Raw genomic sequence first — 16,685 nt, 5'->3', positions numbered from 1 at the left:
CGTGCATAATCATCACATGGCGGATACCTCTGGTGGGCCCTCGGTACGGGTCGCGGTCGCTGGTGCGAGTGGGTACGCGGGCGGCGAAGTCCTGCGTCTGCTGCTGGGGCATCCAGCCTATCGAAGCGGGCGCCTCGAGATCGGGGCGCTGACCGCCGGATCCAATGCGGGCAGCCCGCTGGGTGAACTCCAGCCGCATCTGCTGCCCCTCGCCGATCGGGTGCTCGGCCCGACCACCGTGGAGGAATTGGCCGGACACGATGTCGTGTTCCTGGGCCTGCCGCACGGACAGTCCGCGGCGCTGGCCAAGGCGCTGCCCGAATCCACGATCATCATCGACTGCGGGGCCGATTTCCGGCTCACCGACGGTGCGGCCTGGGAGAAGTACTACGGCACCCCCTATGCGGGCAGCTGGCCGTATGGCCTGCCGGAACTGCCGGGACAGCGGGATCAACTGCGCGGGGCGACCCGGATCGCGGTGCCCGGCTGCTATCCGACGGTGTCCAGCCTCGCGCTCGCCCCGGCCATCGCCGCCGGAATCATCGAACCGCAGGTGAATGTGGTTGCGGTGAGCGGTACTTCGGGCGCGGGCCGCAAACTCGATGTGAGCCTGCTGGGTTCGGAGGTGATGGGCTCGCTGCGCGCGTACAGCATCGCGGGCGCGCACCGGCACACCCCCGAGATCGCGCAGAATCTGAAGGCCGTCGGCGGTGTCGACGTCGCGGTGTCCTTCACCCCCGTGCTGGCCCCGCTGCCGCGCGGCATTCTCGCCACCTGCACCGCCCCGACCCGCGTGGACGCCGCGGCGGCGCGCGCGGTCTATGAAAAAGCCTATGCCGATGAGCCCTTCGTGCATCTGCTGCCCGAAGGTGTACTGCCGCAGACCGGTTCGGTGCTGGGCTCCAATGCCGTCACCCTCCAGGTCGCCGTGGACGAGGCCGCCGGAATGCTGGTCGTGATCGGGGCCATCGACAATCTCGCCAAGGGCACGGCGGGCGCCGCCGTGCAATCCATGAATCTGGCTCTCGGAATCGACGAGACCGCAGGACTTTCCACCGTAGGAGTGGCACCGTGACTTCATCCATCGACGGCAAGCTGGTCCGGACCCAGGGCGTGACCGCACCGCTTGGGTTCCGCGCGGCCGGTATCACCGCGGGCATCAAGGTCAGCGGGAAGCCGGATCTGGCACTGGTTTTCAGTGAGGGGCCGGAGTACGCGGCGGCCGGTGTGTTCACCCGCAACAAGGTGAAGGCCGCACCGGTGCTGTGGTCGCAGCAGGTCCTCAAGACCGGGCGATTGCGCGCGGTGATCCTGAATTCCGGTGGGGCGAACGCGTGTACGGGTCCGGGCGGATTCCAGGACACCCACACCACCGCCGAAGAGCTGGCGAAGGCGCTGAGCAACTGGGGCACCGAGACCGGTGCGGGCGAGATCGCGGTCTGCTCAACGGGTCTCATCGGCGACCGGCTGCCCATGGACAAACTGCTGCCCGCCGTCACCGAGATCGTGCACGAGATGGGCGGCGGACTCTCCGGCGGGGCCGAGGCCGCGCGGGCCATCATGACCACCGATACCGTGCCGAAAGAGGTTGCGTTCCACCACAAGGACAAGTGGAACGTCGGCGGGATGGGCAAGGGCGCGGGCATGCTCGCGCCATCGCTGGCCACCATGCTGATCGTGCTCACCACCGATGCGGTGGCCACGCCCGAACAGCTGGACTCCGCGCTGCGCAAGGCCACCGGGCTCACCTTCGATCGCCTGGACGTGGACGGCTCCTGCTCCACCAATGACACGGTGCTGCTGCTCGCCAATGGCGCCAGCGGTGTGACGCCGAGCCAGGACGAGCTCGACGCCGCCGTATTCGCGGTCTGCGATGATCTGGCCGAACAGCTCATGGCCGATGCCGAGGGCGTCACCAAGCGGGTGCACATCACCGTGCGCGGCGCGGTCAGCGAGGACGAGGCGCTCATCGGCGCGCGGGCGCTGGCGCGGGACAGCCTGGTCAAGACCGCGTTCTTCGGTTCGGACCCGAACTGGGGGCGCGTGCTCGCGAGCATCGGCATCGCGCCGATCGAGCTGGAGCAGGACAAGATTACGGTGTCCTTCAATGGGCATCCGGTGTGCGTGAACGGTATGGGCGCGCCCGGTGCGCGCGAGGTCGATCTGTCCGGGCCGGATATTCAGGTGCTGGTCGACCTGGGTTTGGGCGCGGGCGAGGCCACCATTCGCACCACCGATCTCTCGCACGGCTATGTCGAAGAGAATTCGGCGTACAGCTCATGACCTCGGCGCGGGAACAGCTTTCGGCGCTCGACAAGGCGCATGTGCTCGCCGATGCGCTGCCGTGGCTGCAGAAGTTCCGCGACAAGGTCGTCGTCGTCAAATACGGCGGCAACGCCATGATCGACGATGAGCTCAAGCGGGCATTCGCCTCGGATATGGCGCTCCTGCGCACCGTCGGCGTGCATCCGGTGGTGGTGCACGGCGGTGGGCCGCAGATCAGCGCGATGCTGAAAAAGCTTGGGCTGCAAGGGGAATTCCGGGGCGGATTCCGGGTCACCACGCCCGAGGTGATGGATGTGGTGCGCATGGTGCTCTTCGGTCAGGTCGGCCGGGAGCTGGTCGGACTGATCAACGCGCACGGACCGTACGCGGTCGGCATCTCCGGTGAGGACGCGGGACTGTTCACCGCCACCCGGCGCACCGTGACCGTGGACGGTGAACCCACCGATATCGGCCTGGTCGGCGATGTCACCGAAGTGAATCCGGACGCGGTGCTGGATCTCATTGCGGCCGGGCGGATTCCGGTGGTGTCCACCATCGCGCCGGACGCGTTCGGCGTGGTGCACAACATCAATGCCGATACCGCCGCGGCCGCGCTGGCGCAGGGCATCGGCGCGGAGAAGCTCGTCATCCTCACCGATGTCGAAGGGCTGTACACGAATTGGCCCGATCGGTCCTCGCTGACCTCGCGCATCGATACCGACGCGCTGGGTAAATTGCTGTCGAGCCTGGATGCGGGCATGGTCCCGAAAATGGAAGCCTGCCTGCGCGCCGTCGAGGGCGGGGTGCCCACCGCGCACGTAATCGACGGCCGGGTACCGCATTCGGTGCTGCTGGAGCTGTTCACCGGGGAGGGCATCGGCACCATGGTGACCCCCGCCGACGGCGTGAGTTCGAACGGAGTGAAGTCATGAGCACAGCCGATATTCAGACGCGGTGGAATTCCGCGCTGATGAACAACTACGGCACCCCCAAGGTGGCGCTGGTGCGCGGCGCGGGCGCGGTCGTCTACGACGCCGACGGTAAGCGCTACCTCGACTTCCTCGGCGGTATCGCGGTCAACAGCCTCGGGCACGCGCATCCGGCGATCCTGTCGGCGGTCACCCAGCAGCTGGGCACGCTCGGGCACGTATCGAATCTGTATGCCAGCGAACCGGCCATCGAACTCGCCGAGCGGCTGCTCGCGCATTTCGGGGACGGGCACGGGCGGGCGTTCTTCTGCAATTCCGGCACCGAGGCCAATGAGGCCGCGTTCAAGATGGCGCGGCTGACCGGGAAGACCAAGATCGTCGCGGCGGAAGAGGCATTCCACGGGCGGACCATGGGCGCACTGGCGTTGACCGGACAGGCGGCCAAGCGCACGCCGTTCGAGCCGATGCCCGCGGGCGTCGTGCACGTGCCGTACGGGGATGCGGCGGCATTGGCCGCCGCGGTCGATTCCGATACGGCCGCGGTGTTTCTCGAACCCATCATGGGGGAGAGCGGTGTCGTGGTGCCGCCATCGGATTACCTCGCGCAGGCGCGGGCCATCACCAAAGAGCATGGCGCACTGCTGATTCTGGATGAGGTGCAGACCGGGATCGGGCGCACCGGGGCGTTCTACGCGCATCAGGCGGCGGGGATCGTGCCCGATGTGATCACCCTGGCCAAGGGGCTCGGCGGCGGACTGCCCATCGGTGCGGTGCTGGCGCAGGGTCCGGCGGCCGAGCTGTTGCAGCCGGGGCTGCACGGGACCACGTTCGGCGGTAATCCCGTCTGTGCCGCAGCGGCTTTGGCGGTGCTGCGCACCATCGACGAGGAGGATCTGCTCTCGCACGTGGAGAAGATCGGCAAGGTGCTGGTCGATGGGATCGACGCGCTCGGGCATCCGCTGGTCGATCATGTGCGCGGTGCCGGACTGCTCATCGGCATCCAGCTCACCGAGGATGTCTCCGCGCAGGTCGACGAGGCCGCGCGGGAATCCGGGTATCTGCTGAATCCCGCCAAGCCCAATGTGATTCGGCTGGCGCCGCCGCTGATCCTCACCGAAACCCAGGCCGATAACTTCCTGTCCGACCTTCCCGGCATTCTCGATGCCGCGCAGGCGAAGGCGAAGGAGAACAGCAAGTGACCATTCGACACTTCCTGCGCGATGACGATGTCAGTCCCGCCGAACAGGCCGAAATCCTCACCATCGCAACGGATCTGAAGCGCGCGCCGCTACTGCTGCGGCCGCTCGAGGGGCCGCGCGGTGTCGCGGTCATGTTCGAGAAGAACTCCACGCGTACGCGGTTCTCGTTCGAGATGGGTATCGCCCAGCTCGGCGGGCATGCCGTCGTGGTCGACGGACGCGACACCCAGTTGGGTCGCGAGGAGACGCTCGCCGATACCGGTCGCGTGCTGTCCCGCTATGTGGACGCCATCGTCTGGCGTACCTTCGGTCAGGAGCGGCTGGACGAAATGACCGGTGCCGCAACCGTTCCCGTGGTGAACGCGCTCTCCAATGAATTCCACCCCTGCCAGGTCCTGGCCGATCTGCAGACGCTTCGTGAGCGCAAGGGTGACCTTGCGGGCCGCAATCTCGCCTACCTCGGTGACGGTGCGAACAATATGTCGCATTCGCTGCTGCTCGGCGGCGTGACGGCGGGCCTGAACGTAACCATCGCCGCCCCGGTGGGTTTCGAGCCGCTCCCGTGGATCGTGGATCTCGCACAGAAGCGCGCCGCCGAAACCGGTGCCTCGATCACCCTCACCAATGATCCGCTGGCGGCCGCCGAAGGCGCCGACGCCCTGGTCACCGACACCTGGATGTCCATGGGCCAGGAGGGCGACGGCCGCGACCGCGTAGCCCCCTTCCGCCCCTTCCAGGTCAACGCCGACCTGCTCGCCCGCGCGGCCTCGGATGTGACTGTGCTGCACTGCCTCCCGGCGCATCGCGGTGAGGAGATCACCGACGAGGTCATCGACGGCCCGCACAGCGCGGTCTGGGACGAGGCCGAAAATCGTCTACACGCCCAGAAGGCCCTCCTGGTCTGGCTGCTGCGCCAACATGACCGAGGTGACGCGTGACAAGCGGCGACCGCCGCTCTCCCGCAACGGTTTCCGGCAAGTCGGGTGCGGCCATAGCCCGCACCCGAGCCGGCCGCCAAGCCCGAATCGTGGCCATCCTCTCCCAGCACGAGGTCCGCAGCCAATCCGAATTGGCCGCCCTCCTCTCCGGTGAAGGCATAGACACCACCCAGGCCACCCTCTCCCGCGACCTGGATGAACTCGGCGCAGTGAAGTTGCGCGCCGCCGACGGCGGCGCCGGCGTCTACGTGGTCCCAGAAGACGGCAGCCCCGTCCGGGGCGTAACCGGCGGCACCGAACGCCTCTCGAAGTTGCTCGGCGACTTACTGGTATCCACCGACGCCAGCGGCAACATCGCGGTCCTGCGCACCCCACCCGGCGCCGCCCACTTCCTAGCCAGCGCCCTCGACCGAGCCGCCCTCCCCGAAATCGTAGGCACCATCGCCGGCGACGACACCATCGCCGTCATAGCCCGAGAACCCCTCACCGGCGCCGAACTAGCCGCCAAAATAGAACAACTCGCCTGACCGGTGAGCTGCGGTCTTCACTCCGATTGGGTCGATTTCCCAGGCCGATGTGGGCGATTATGCAGAAGTTCCTGATTCTGGACGGTGAATATCCACGAACGCTGACGCCCATATGAGGGCCGAACTCGCGACAGCGCTTGCGCATTCGATCTCCCCAGATTGGGTAGTCCGAATCGCCGCTGCTCACGAGCTTGCCGCAATCATCGAAGTTCCAGCTGCCCGGTCAAAACTGGCGGAGATGCTCGGGGATGCCGGTGATATCGCCGTGCAGGTGGAGGCTGCCGAAGCGTTGGTCCGACACGGTGGTGCAGCCGGGTTGGTCACGGTTCTGACCGAGCTCGGGCGCAGGAGCGATGATCCGCAATGCGATTACCTGGCGTACCGGATCGCCGAATTGCAGCAGTCGGGGGATGTGCGCGTGCTGGACCTCGTATCGGCGGTTGATCGTGCCGAGCTTTCCGCGGAAGCGGGGATCGCTTTGCGGGATCTGCTGGTCCTGATCGGTGGATGACAGCGGCTATCTGTCCGCAATTGAGTTCACGTGGGTTACCGATAAGCGGCCCGAGGTGCTTCCCGAGGCCGATTCGGTACGTCTCACGAGTTGAAATGGCTGTGCTTCATGCCTTTGACGGTGTGTTGGGGTGCGAAGTTCGGTGAGGGGGTGGGGTAGCTGATCGGATGCCATAGGATGCTGCGCTGAAGGGAGGGTGCGGTGAGTGGGTTCGGTGGGGAATCGGGGCGGTTGAGTGTGGTTCCGGAGGATGTTCGGGCGTTCGGGCGGGTGGCGTACCGGATGGCTGAGGAGTTGCGGGCGGGGTCGGGGGCTCTCGATCGGGAGGTCGGGGAGTTGATGAATACGTGGAAGGGGGCGGCGGCCACTTCGTATGGGGCGGGGTGGGGTGAGATGCATCGGGGGGCGGTCGAGGTGTGGGATGCGTTGTTCGAGCTTGCCGGGAAACTTGGGGTCAGCGCGGAGACTTATCGTGAGGCGGATGCTGAATTCGGGGCGGCTGTGAATTCCCTGGAGTTGCCGTGAGTGGTCCGGGTGCGGGGTATTCGGTTGATCTGGCTCATCTTGATGAGGTGACCGCTCGGATTCGGGCGTTCAAGGGGTTTGTTGCCGATTATTTGAAGACGCTTGATGAGAAGGCGGGGGAGCTGTCGGGGGCGTGGTCCAGTGAGGCTGCTGCGGCTTACGAACTCGCGCATCGTGAATGGTTAAGTGGCGCACAGGAAGTCCGTGGGGGACTGGATGTGCTGGAGTCCGCTGCGGCGGCCGCGCATCGCAATTATCGGGGCGCGGTTGCCGCGAATCTGAAGATGCTCGGGCTGTGAGCGGGTTCGGGGGATGACTTGGTGAACGTTGACTTCGGGACGTATTACGCGGTCGGCAGAGCATGTTTCGGGCTCAATGACGCGTTGCAGACCGCGTTTCTCGCCGAAACGCGGGCGATGGCCGACTGTGGTGCGATGGCCGGTGTCGATGAAACGGGTGCGGCATGGGGCCAGAAGTATGACCTTCGCGCGGCCGAGGTTCTCACCATGGTCTCGGACCTGGGCGAAGGATTGCAGAAGCTCGGCAACGTAATCGTCCAGGCTGGATACAACCACTACCTCGCCGACTACGACAGCATCCTCGATTCCACGGTCCCGCCCGCCGCCAAACCCGCGGGCCCGATCCCCGCCTGTCTCTACTACGGCAGCACGCCCTCGGCCGGTGGCCCGAGCGATGGTCTCCGCGAAGCCGCCGACTCCCTGATCCGCCTGGCCGACAAAGTCGGCATAGACATCCCCGACGGCAACACCGACAAACTCCAAACGGCCGCCGATGCTTGGACCCGCCTGCATGCCGGCCACGCCGAACTGACCTCGGTCCTGAAAAACGCGGCTTCGGTAATGTCCCGAAACGACGTCGAAGACGCCACCGAATTCACCCGCCGCCTCCTCGACCTCCAATCGGCAATGGACGACATCCTCGCGGCCTGCGCCGAACTCGCCCAAATGTGCACCACCTGCAAATCCGACCTGGACCACCTCCGCGGCGAAATCCTCCACCGCATCCTGGTCGAACTCTCCTGGGCAGTAGCAGGCGAACTAACCATCGCCATAGCCTCCGCCTGGTTCACCTTCGGCATAACCGCCGTCACCATGACCGCCGCAACCGCCGCCACCGTAACCCGCTACGCCCTCCGCATCACCGAATCCGTCACCACCTGGCGCACCGGAATAGCCGCCGCCCGAGCCAGATTCGCCCTCCGCGACCTGGGCAGGTCTCGCAAGACCATCGACGAGGCGAAGGCTCTCGAGGTTGAGCAATCGAATGTGCAGCGCGCGGTACATCCTCCAGTGCCCAGGTTGACCTTGCGTGAGCAACTGGACAATGCGCCGACGTGGCAGGGCAGACTCCTTCCGACGAAGGATGGGCCGCCCAACGGATACTTCGTCAAACGCGATTCGCAGGGCAATGTCACGAACTACACCCAATACGATGCGGATGGGTTCGGTGTGAAGCGTGTGGATCTGACGGGCGCGCCACACAATGGCGTGCAGACACCCCACGTAGTCGACATCAGGGTCGATACAAAACCGGGCACCGGTGAGAGGTTCGCGCGTACCGACAATCGAAGCATTCGTCCGGCACTTCCCGAGGAGATTCCATGAGTGATAACACCGCGGATTCGAAACTGGCTGCGGATCTGCGACTTTCGGAGTCTCCGGAGTGGGCGGATCGAGTCAGGGCGATCGATGGACTGGTGGCTGCGGTCGACTCGCCGCAGGCGCGGGCGCGGCTCGAAGCGATGCTGCACGATGCGGGCGACGTCGGGGTGCAGGTGGCCGCAGCTGACGCGCTGACTCGATTCGGCGGATGGCGAGGTCTGCTGGCTGTGCTCAGCGAGCTCGGTCGGCGCGATGACTCCGATGTCGACTACATCGGTTACAGGTTGTCCGAGCTGGAGGAGTCGGGCGAGTTTGCGGTATTGGACGCGGCAGCCGCCATCGACCCGAGTCAGATGTCCCCGGAGGCAGTTCAAGGTCTGCAAGATCTGAAGAAATTGATCGGTCTTTGAGCGTTCATCGAACAGCCGGAGGCGCGGGCGCGTCTCGGGGAGATGATGGACGACGCGAACGTCACCGCGGAGGTGGATGCGGCCGAGGTGCTCGTTCGGTACGGACGCCGATTACATCGCCTATATGCTGCAGAATCTCGACTTCGGGGGCGGGTTTCCGGTTATCGATATCGCGAATTCGATTGCGCCGGAAGATCTTTCCCCGATGGCGGTGATCGGGTTGCGGAACTTGAAGAGGCTGATGTTCAGTCGGTGGGATGACCCCGAGTAGGTAGTGCCGCTCTGCTGGCGACGGCACTGGGGCTGAGCAGGGGATATCTGTTGGCCTACCCCCGGTTATGAATGGGATTGCATCATCGTGCATAATCATTTGTAGGACGCCGGGGGAACCGACCTACACGTACTAATCGAGGAGCACACGGACTATGACCAAGCGCGTCGTACTCGCCTACTCCGGCGGGCTGGACACATCGGTCGCGATCAGCTGGATCGCCAAGGAGACCGGGGCCGAGGTGGTCGCGGTGGCGATCGACCTGGGGCAGGGCGGCGAGGACATGAACGATGTGCGCCAGCGCGCGCTCGACTGCGGTGCGGTCGAGTCCATCGTGGTGGACGCGCGTGACGAGTTCGCCAACGAGTACTGCCTGCCGACCATCCAGTCCAACGCGCTGTACATGGGCCGCTACCCGCTGGTCTCCGCGATCTCCCGGCCGCTGATCGTCAAGCACCTGGTCGAGGCCGCCGAATACCATGGCGCGGATACGGTTTCGCACGGTTGCACAGGTAAGGGCAACGATCAGGTCCGCTTCGAGGTCGGCATCGGCGCGCTCGCGCCCGATCTGAAGGTCATCGCCCCGGTCCGCGACTACGCCTGGACCCGTGAGAAGGCCATCGAGTTCGCGGCCGAGAACAAGCTCCCGATCAACGTGAGCAAGAAGTCGCCGTTCTCCATCGACCAGAACCTGTGGGGCCGCGCGGTGGAAACCGGCTTCCTCGAGGATCTCTGGAACGCCCCGACCAAGGACGTGTACGACTACACCGTCGACCCGACCGTCAACTTCGAGGCTCCCGACGAGCTCATCGTCACCTTCGACAAGGGTGTCCCGGTCGCCATCGACGGCCGCTCGGTCAGCATGCTCGAGGCCATCACCGAACTGAACCAGCGCGCGGGGCGCCAGGGCGTCGGCCGCCTCGATATGGTCGAGGACCGGCTCGTCGGCATCAAGAGCCGTGAGATCTACGAGGCCCCGGGCGCGATCGCCCTCATCACCGCGCACCAGGAAATGGAAGCGGTCACCATCGAGCGCGAACTGGGCCGCTACAAGCGGCAGGTCGAGCAGCGCTGGGGCGAGCTGGTGTACGACGGCCTGTGGTTCTCCCCGCTCAAGCGCGCGCTCGACGCGTTCGTGCTGGACACCCAGCAGCACGTCTCGGGTGATGTCCGGATGGTCCTGCACGGCGGCAGCGTCGTGGTCAACGGCCGTCGCTCGGATGAGTCGCTGTACGACTTCAACCTGGCCACCTACGATGCGGGCGACACCTTCGACCAGTCGCTGGCCAAGGGTTTCGTGCAGATCCACGGCCTGTCCTCCAAGGTCGCCGCACGCCGGGACCTGAGCAAGAAGTAGAGCGGGACTCTCAGCGAGAAGTAGTAGCCTGCGGACCGGGACCCGACCGGCAACAGGAGGCGCTCATGCGAACCGATGACGACAGCTGGGACATCACGGAGAGTGTGGGCGCCACCGCCATCGGCGTCGCGGCCATGCGGGCCTACGAAACCGGCCGCGAGGACGCGGTTTTCCAGGACCCGTACGCGGGCAAACTCGTCGGCGCGGTCGGCTCCGACAGCTGGACCCGGATGCTGCGCGGTCAGGACCAGGACCTGCGCGAAACGGGCGGGGCGTTCATTCGCGGGGTGATGGGCTACTTCCTGATCGCCCGCACGCTGTACTTCGATCGGTACTTCGCCGATGCGATGGAGGTGGGCGTCCGCCAGTTCGTGATCCTGGCTTCAGGTCTGGACGCCCGCGCCTACCGCATGCAATGGCCTTCCGGCAGTGTGGTTTTCGAACTGGATCTGCCGAAAGTGCTGGAGTTCAAGGCGAACGCGCTCGCCGACGATCCGATCGAGGTCGACCGCCGCGAGGTGCCCGTCGACCTCCGGCAGGACTGGCCGAAAGCCCTGCGCGACAAGGGTTTCGATCCGACGCAGCCGACCGCCTGGCTCGCCGAGGGCTTGCTCCGCTACCTCCCCGGTGAGGCCCAGGACCGGCTGCTGGCCAATGTCGCCGAGCTCAGCGCCCCCGGCAGCCGGATGGCGCTGAATATCGGCACCGGCGAACGCGCGGTCTCCGACGAGTTCCGCAAGCGCCGCGCCGAAGCGCTGGCGCAGGCCGGGCTGCGCGTCGACCTGGAACAACTCTGGTATCCGTGGGAAGGCCGCACCGACCCGCGCACCTGGTTCGCCATGCACAGCTGGCTGGTGCGCGAGGGCGATCCGGTCGCCCTGCTGGAAGCACACGGCCGTACTGTTCCCGAGGCGGCACTGCCCGATATGGGCAACCACATTCTGATGACCGCGATACGACCGCGAGGAGACGACACGCTATGACCGAGGGCGGCAGCACGAACGAGGGCGCGCTGTGGGGCGGACGTTTCGCGTCCGGCCCGGCCGCGGCGATGGCCGCGCTGAGCAAGTCGACCCACTTCGACTGGGTGCTCGCGCCGTACGACATTCGCGCGTCCAAGGCGCACGCCCGCGTGCTGCACAAGGCCGGACTGCTCTCGGCCGAGGATCTGACCGCCATGCTGGCCGGACTCGATCAGCTCGGGGCCGATGTCGCCTCGGGCGCGTACGGTCCCGCCGACTCCGATGAGGATGTGCACGGTGCGCTCGAACGCGGTCTGATCGAACGCGTCGGCACCGAACTCGGCGGCCGCCTGCGCGCCGGTCGCTCGCGAAATGACCAGGTGGCCACCCTGTTCCGCATGTGGCTGCGCGATGGCGTGCGCCGCGTCGCCGCCGGTGTGCTCGATGTGGTCGACGCCCTCGTCGCGCAGGCCGCCGCACATCCGGACGCCGTCATGCCGGGTAAGACGCATTTGCAGGCCGCCCAGCCGGTGCTGCTCGCGCATCATCTGCTCGCGCACGCGCATCCGCTGCTGCGCGATATCGACCGCCTGCGCGATTTCGACAAGCGCGCCGCCATCTCCCCGTACGGTTCGGGCGCACTCGCCGGTTCCTCGCTCGGCCTGGACCCCGAGGCGATTGCCGCCGACCTGGATTTCGATGCGGCCGCGGCCAATTCGATCGACGCCACCTCCTCCCGCGATTTCGCCGCCGAGGCCGCGTTCGTGCTGGCCATGACCGCCGTCGACCTCTCCCGTATGGCGGAGGAGGTAATCATCTGGAGCACACCGGAATTCGGCTACATCACCCTGGCCGACGCCTGGTCCACCGGCTCCTCGATCATGCCGCAGAAGAAGAACCCGGACGTCTCCGAGCTCACCCGCGGCAAGGCCGGACGCCTCATCGGCAACCTCACCGGCCTGCTCGCCACACTCAAGGCGCAGCCGCTGGCGTACAACCGCGATCTGCAGGAGGACAAGGAACCGGTCTTCGATTCGGTGGCCCAGTTGGAGCTGCTGCTCCCCGCCATCGCGGGCCTGGTCTCCACCCTGACCTTCCACACCGACCGCATGGCCGAACTGGCCCCGGCGGGCTTCACCCTCGCCACCGATATCGCCGAATGGCTTGTCCGCCAGGGTGTTCCATTCCGCGTCGCGCATGAGGCGGCCGGTGGCTGCGTCCGCGCCGCCGAAGCCCGCGGCGTCGGCCTCGACGAACTCACCGACGCCGAATTCGCCGCCGTCGATCCGGCCCTGACCCCGCAGGTCCGCGAAGTCCTGACTGTCGCGGGCTCCATCGCGTCGCGCAATTCCCGCGGCGGCACCGCGGGCGTCCAGGTCGCCAAGCAGCTCGAAGAGGTCCGCTCCACCGCTGCCGAACAGCGCACCTGGCTCGGCTGACCTGCCGAAAAACCCGTAGCCGCCGTGGAATACGGCGGCCACGGGCCAAACCCGCAGCGCGGATCGACGCGGATTCCCTTATCCGCGACGGTAATTCATGTGTTTGGAGGCTGGGACCGCGGCGCGTCCGGCGTTCTGTACCCGGCCGCCGATCGGCTGCTGTTTGGCGGCCTTGCCGCGCCGTTCGCGACGCGAGAGCGGGTGGTCGGCGGGGGTGACGTCGTGCGAATGCGATTCGGAATTCGAAGGATGGGCAGGCATATGTCCTCCTGAGGGGATGCGTGACCGACTCACCGGAAGTGGCCGGTCAGTACGGAAATGCCGCGGGGCGGCGGGGGAGTCGGCTCAGGGCCGAAACGGTCGCGCGAGGGCACACGGAGGCGAAGAGCTCACGGGTGTGCGGCGCGAGGCGCTCAGAAGTTGAGTGGCATCCACATGGGAATCAGGTTAACCACACCCGCGCGGATCGTGCATCCCTTTTTTTCGCGGGTGTGTGGTCCGGGTCTCGGGCGGTCGCCGGTTACGCTCCGGCCATGACCTTGCTGCTACTGGGATTGGCCATCGCCTGTGAAGTGACCGCGACCGTCTCGCTGAAGATCTCCGACGGGTTCAGCAAGCTGGTGCCGTCGATCATCGTGGTGATCGGATACGGTGCGGCGTTCTACTTCCTGTCGCAGGCGCTCAAGCGCGGGATGGCGATCGGCGTGGCGTACGGGATCTGGTCGGCGGTCGGCGTGGTGGCGGTCTCGGTCATCGGCGCGCTGTTCCTCGACGAGAAGCTGACGCTGGTGCAGGTGGGCGGGATCGCACTGGTGATCGCGGGTGTGCTGGCGCTGGAACTCGGTGGGGCGCACTGAGATTCGCCTGACGCTCGGGGCGCGCCAACCATCGTCGACGCGCCCGCCGCATTCGGGCTTCGCTCAATCCTCCACGCGCAGTTGATAACCGACATCCGCGAGAGCATCCAGCACCTCATCGCGATGAGTGGGCCCTCGGGTTTCGAGGGTGAGCAGCACCTCGACCTCATCGATGGCGAGCCACGCGCCGGTGCGGTAGTGGACCACGTCGAGCACGCTCGCACCGGTCTTCCCGAGTTCGGCCAGCAGACGGCTCAGGCTGCCGGGACGATCGGAAATGGTGACGCGGGCGGCCAGATAGCGACCCGCCGCGCTCAGACCGTGCCCGATGACCCGGGTCAGCAGCAGCGGATCGATATTGCCGCCGGACAGCACGGCGCACACTGGTCCGCGCAGATCGAGTTCCTCGGGCGCGCAAGCCATCAGCGCGGCCACGGCGGCCGCCCCCGCCGGTTCGACGATCAGTTTCGCGCGTTCCATACACAGCAGCAGCGCCTTGGACAGCGCGTCCTCATCCACCGTGATGATGGCCGGAGCGCATTCGACGATATGCCCGAACGGCACCTCACCCGGGAGTCCGACCGCGATACCGTCGGCCATGGTCGCCATCTGCTCCAGCCGGAGCGGCTTACCGGCCTCGAGCGATCCGGGCCAGGCCGCCGCACCCTGCGCCTGCACGCCGATCACCCGCACGTGCGGGGCCAATTGCGCCAGCGCCCCGGCGATTCCGGCGAGCAGGCCGCCACCACCGGTCGGCACGATCACCGTGCCGACATCGGGTAGCTGCTCCAGAATCTCCAGCGCCACCGTGCCCTGTCCGGCCACGATATCGGGGTGGTCGAACGGATGCACCAGGGTGGCCCCGGTCTGTTCGGCGAATTCCCTTGCGGCCGACAGTGATCCCTCGATGGTCTCGCCGACCTGATGCACCGTCGCGCCATATGCCTTGGTGGCCACCAGCTTCGGCAGCGCCGCCCCGACAGGCATGAAGACCGTCGATTCGATACCGAGCGAGGTCGCCGCCCACGCCACGCCCTGTGCGTGATTACCGGCGCTGGCCGCCACCACCCCGCGCCGCCGTTCGGCCTCGGGCAGATTGGCGATCCGGTTGTACGCCCCGCGCGGTTTGAATGATCCGGTGCGCTGCAGGTTCTCGCATTTGAGCCATATGTCGTGCCCGGTGCGTTCGGCCAGTACCCGCGAAGCCACCACCGGAGTCCGGCGGATCACCGGGGCCAGCAGGGTGGCCGCCGCGTCGATCCGTGCGATCAGGTCCATGGCGGTCATGCTGCCAGGTAATAGCCGAACTGTCCGCCACGCGATCGGACCCGGGGCGAATCGGCAATCCGGGTAGCTGGACGGTAGCCGAGTTATCTTCTCTCCGATAGGCGCTGACCTGCACTGATGCCCGATCGAGGGCATGGGAAGACAAATGCCGAGCATCGGGAGAGAGGAAAGCTGTGCCGAAAACAGTGAAGGCCCTGGCGGTCGCGGCCATTGCCGCCGCCCTGGGCGCGATCCCCACGGGCACTCCCGTGGCCGCGGCCGATGCGATCGCCAGCTGTTCCGGCGGCGACTTCCGCTGGACCGCGGTCGACGGCGCGATCACCATGCAGCCGACCCTGCTCACCTTCACCTCGGTCGGCCGCCTCTGGGGTTGCAGCGGTCCGGGCAATATCTCCAGTGGCACCTTCACCGGCGTGCACATCGCATGGTCCGACTGCATGCATCCGGCGGACGGCCCGCTCACGGTCAAGATCACCTGGGACAACGGCGAAGTCAGCACCCTGTGGGCACCGTGGCCGGTCGGCATGTCCCAGCCCACCGTCGGCCCGATGGAAGTGGTGGACGGCCTCGGCCTGGGCAGCCGCGTCAAAGTGGTCGCCGAATACGAGATGATGACCCCGGACATGGTCATGGGCTGCATGGGCACGGGCGTGAAAACCGGTCCGGGACGCCTGTCCGCCAGCATGATCTGACCGCTCCGGGGCACGTCCCCGGGGCTCGGGGACCGGACCCCGGGGAGTTTCGAGAGGCGTACTAGATTTTCGTGGTTGTGACACGGGCGACCGCTGGAGCCAACATGGGAAACATAGCGTGGCGCTATGTCCCAACGCCGACGCTCCGCCCTGCTTGCCACTCTGGTGGTCGATCAACCGGGTCGCCCGCAGATCATTCTCGGTGAATTGCGCCGGGTCATCCTCGATGGCGCGGCCCCGCCGGGCACAGTGATCCCGCTGCGCGAGATCGCGGAACTGTTCGGCGTCAGCCACATTCCGGTCCGCGAGGCGCTCAAGACCCTGATAGGCGAGGGCCTGGTCACGCACGCCCAGCACGCCGGATACACCGTCGCCCAGCTCACCGCCGATGAACTCCGCGAAATGTACGTGGTGCGACAGACTTTGGAGGAGGCCGCGCTGGCCCTCGCGGTCGTGAACGCGAGCGCGGACGATCGCGCCGCCCTGATCGCCGCGAACGAACTACTCGAGCGAGCCATCCATGACGACGATTCGACCGCCTACAACCGGCACTCCCGCACCTTCCATCTCGCCCTGACCCGTCCCTCGCGCATGTTCCGGCTCGTGCACATGCTGGAGGCGGCCTGGAATGTCACCGAGCCGATTCAGCCCATGGTCCATGTGGCACAGGCGGATCGCGAACGCCTGCACGGTGATCACAACCTCATGCTGGACGCGTTCCTGGATCGCGATGTGGATCGGCTGCTCGCCATCGCCCGCCGGCATCACCACCGGTTGGAGCAGGTGATCGCCACGCTGCCAACCGATATCGGCCTGCTGGTGCATCCGGAAGATATATCGATCCCGCAATGAGCGGGCAATAGAGGTGCAACGGAAGGGCAATAGCCGCTTCCT

19 protein-coding genes are annotated in these 16,685 nt (G+C 66.5%); 17 read left to right on the top strand and 2 right to left on the bottom strand.

All coding sequences use genetic code 11. The features are described from left to right. The first annotated feature begins 16 nt into the window (after window positions 1-16). From argC to argH, 14 genes are all read left to right on the top strand, one after another. Window positions 17-1,075: an N-acetyl-gamma-glutamyl-phosphate reductase gene (argC, locus tag ACFC0O_RS41760; protein WP_375967885.1), complete on the top strand. Its 1,059-nt coding sequence runs from the start codon at window positions 17-19 to the stop codon at window positions 1,073-1,075. Beyond that, the gene (gene argJ, locus ACFC0O_RS41755) at window positions 1,072-2,283 is read left to right on the top strand and encodes a bifunctional glutamate N-acetyltransferase/amino-acid acetyltransferase ArgJ (protein WP_375967883.1); all 1,212 of its coding nucleotides are present in this window, start codon (window positions 1,072-1,074) and stop codon (window positions 2,281-2,283) included. Before argC ends, argJ begins: the two co-directional genes overlap by 4 nt. Next, complete coding sequence (gene argB, locus ACFC0O_RS41750) at window positions 2,280-3,197, top strand: acetylglutamate kinase (RefSeq protein WP_375967881.1); 918 nt, start codon at window positions 2,280-2,282, stop codon at window positions 3,195-3,197. The genes argJ and argB overlap by 4 nt, the downstream gene beginning before the upstream one ends. Continuing rightward, on the top strand, window positions 3,194-4,393 hold the full coding sequence (locus ACFC0O_RS41745; protein ID WP_375967879.1) for an acetylornithine transaminase: 1,200 nt from the start codon (window positions 3,194-3,196) through the stop codon (window positions 4,391-4,393). Before argB ends, ACFC0O_RS41745 begins: the two co-directional genes overlap by 4 nt. Further along, complete coding sequence (argF, locus tag ACFC0O_RS41740; RefSeq protein ID WP_375967877.1) at window positions 4,390-5,331, top strand: ornithine carbamoyltransferase; 942 nt, start codon at window positions 4,390-4,392, stop codon at window positions 5,329-5,331. The genes ACFC0O_RS41745 and argF overlap by 4 nt, the downstream gene beginning before the upstream one ends. Further along, entirely contained in the window at window positions 5,328-5,858 is a 531-nt protein-coding gene (locus ACFC0O_RS41735; RefSeq protein ID WP_364643122.1) for an arginine repressor, read from the top strand. Before argF ends, ACFC0O_RS41735 begins: the two co-directional genes overlap by 4 nt. A 112-nt stretch (window positions 5,859-5,970) precedes the next feature. Then, window positions 5,971-6,369 carry a HEAT repeat domain-containing protein gene (locus ACFC0O_RS41730; RefSeq protein ID WP_375967875.1) on the top strand — a complete coding sequence of 133 codons (399 nt, stop codon included), beginning with the start codon at window positions 5,971-5,973 and terminating at the stop codon, window positions 6,367-6,369. A gap of 201 nt (window positions 6,370-6,570) precedes the next feature. Further along, a complete protein-coding gene (locus ACFC0O_RS41725; RefSeq protein WP_375967873.1) occupies window positions 6,571-6,894 on the top strand; it encodes a WXG100 family type VII secretion target in 324 nt (107 codons plus the stop codon). Continuing rightward, complete coding sequence (locus ACFC0O_RS41720) at window positions 6,891-7,193, top strand: WXG100 family type VII secretion target (RefSeq protein ID WP_375967871.1); 303 nt, start codon at window positions 6,891-6,893, stop codon at window positions 7,191-7,193. The genes ACFC0O_RS41725 and ACFC0O_RS41720 overlap by 4 nt, the downstream gene beginning before the upstream one ends. Window positions 7,194-7,214: 21 nt before the next feature. Then, a complete protein-coding gene (locus ACFC0O_RS41715; RefSeq protein ID WP_375967869.1) occupies window positions 7,215-8,519 on the top strand; it encodes a polymorphic toxin type 24 domain-containing protein in 1,305 nt (434 codons plus the stop codon). Further along, complete coding sequence (locus tag ACFC0O_RS41710; RefSeq protein WP_375967867.1) at window positions 8,516-8,926, top strand: HEAT repeat domain-containing protein; 411 nt, start codon at window positions 8,516-8,518, stop codon at window positions 8,924-8,926. The genes ACFC0O_RS41715 and ACFC0O_RS41710 overlap by 4 nt, the downstream gene beginning before the upstream one ends. A gap of 425 nt (window positions 8,927-9,351) precedes the next feature. Further along, a complete protein-coding gene (locus tag ACFC0O_RS41705; RefSeq protein ID WP_375967865.1) occupies window positions 9,352-10,554 on the top strand; it encodes an argininosuccinate synthase in 1,203 nt (400 codons plus the stop codon). A gap of 65 nt (window positions 10,555-10,619) precedes the next feature. Beyond that, window positions 10,620-11,537 carry an SAM-dependent methyltransferase gene (locus tag ACFC0O_RS41700; protein WP_375967863.1) on the top strand — a complete coding sequence of 306 codons (918 nt, stop codon included), beginning with the start codon at window positions 10,620-10,622 and terminating at the stop codon, window positions 11,535-11,537. Beyond that, the gene (gene argH / locus ACFC0O_RS41695; protein WP_375967861.1) at window positions 11,534-12,955 is read left to right on the top strand and encodes an argininosuccinate lyase; all 1,422 of its coding nucleotides are present in this window, start codon (window positions 11,534-11,536) and stop codon (window positions 12,953-12,955) included. The genes ACFC0O_RS41700 and argH overlap by 4 nt, the downstream gene beginning before the upstream one ends. A gap of 78 nt (window positions 12,956-13,033) precedes the next feature. Here argH and ACFC0O_RS41690 read toward each other — a convergent pair whose 3' ends face one another. Further along, window positions 13,034-13,216, bottom strand: coding sequence for a hypothetical protein (locus ACFC0O_RS41690; RefSeq protein ID WP_375967859.1), 183 nt, complete (start codon window positions 13,214-13,216; stop codon window positions 13,034-13,036). Between the two features lie 272 nt (window positions 13,217-13,488). Between ACFC0O_RS41690 and ACFC0O_RS41685 the strand changes: the two genes are divergently transcribed. Continuing rightward, a complete protein-coding gene (locus ACFC0O_RS41685) occupies window positions 13,489-13,812 on the top strand; it encodes a DMT family transporter (protein ID WP_375967857.1) in 324 nt (107 codons plus the stop codon). Window positions 13,813-13,875: 63 nt separating this feature from the next. Here ACFC0O_RS41685 and ilvA read toward each other — a convergent pair whose 3' ends face one another. Next, the gene (gene ilvA, locus ACFC0O_RS41680; protein WP_364643094.1) at window positions 13,876-15,099 is read right to left on the bottom strand and encodes a threonine ammonia-lyase; all 1,224 of its coding nucleotides are present in this window, start codon (window positions 15,097-15,099) and stop codon (window positions 13,876-13,878) included. Window positions 15,100-15,272: 173 nt separating this feature from the next. Between ilvA and ACFC0O_RS41675 the strand changes: the two genes are divergently transcribed. Next, the gene (locus ACFC0O_RS41675; protein ID WP_375967855.1) at window positions 15,273-15,791 is read left to right on the top strand and encodes a hypothetical protein; all 519 of its coding nucleotides are present in this window, start codon (window positions 15,273-15,275) and stop codon (window positions 15,789-15,791) included. A 126-nt stretch (window positions 15,792-15,917) separates the two neighbouring features. After that, a complete protein-coding gene (locus ACFC0O_RS41670) occupies window positions 15,918-16,643 on the top strand; it encodes a GntR family transcriptional regulator (protein WP_364643091.1) in 726 nt (241 codons plus the stop codon). Window positions 16,644-16,685: the final 42 nt, after the last annotated feature.

Source organism: Nocardia sp. NPDC056100, from assembly GCF_042266325.1.
In the GTDB taxonomy this organism is placed as follows: domain Bacteria; phylum Actinomycetota; class Actinomycetes; order Mycobacteriales; family Mycobacteriaceae; genus Nocardia.
The sequence above is the reverse complement of the archived record's forward strand: the minus strand, read 5'-3'. Positions and strand labels throughout refer to the sequence as shown.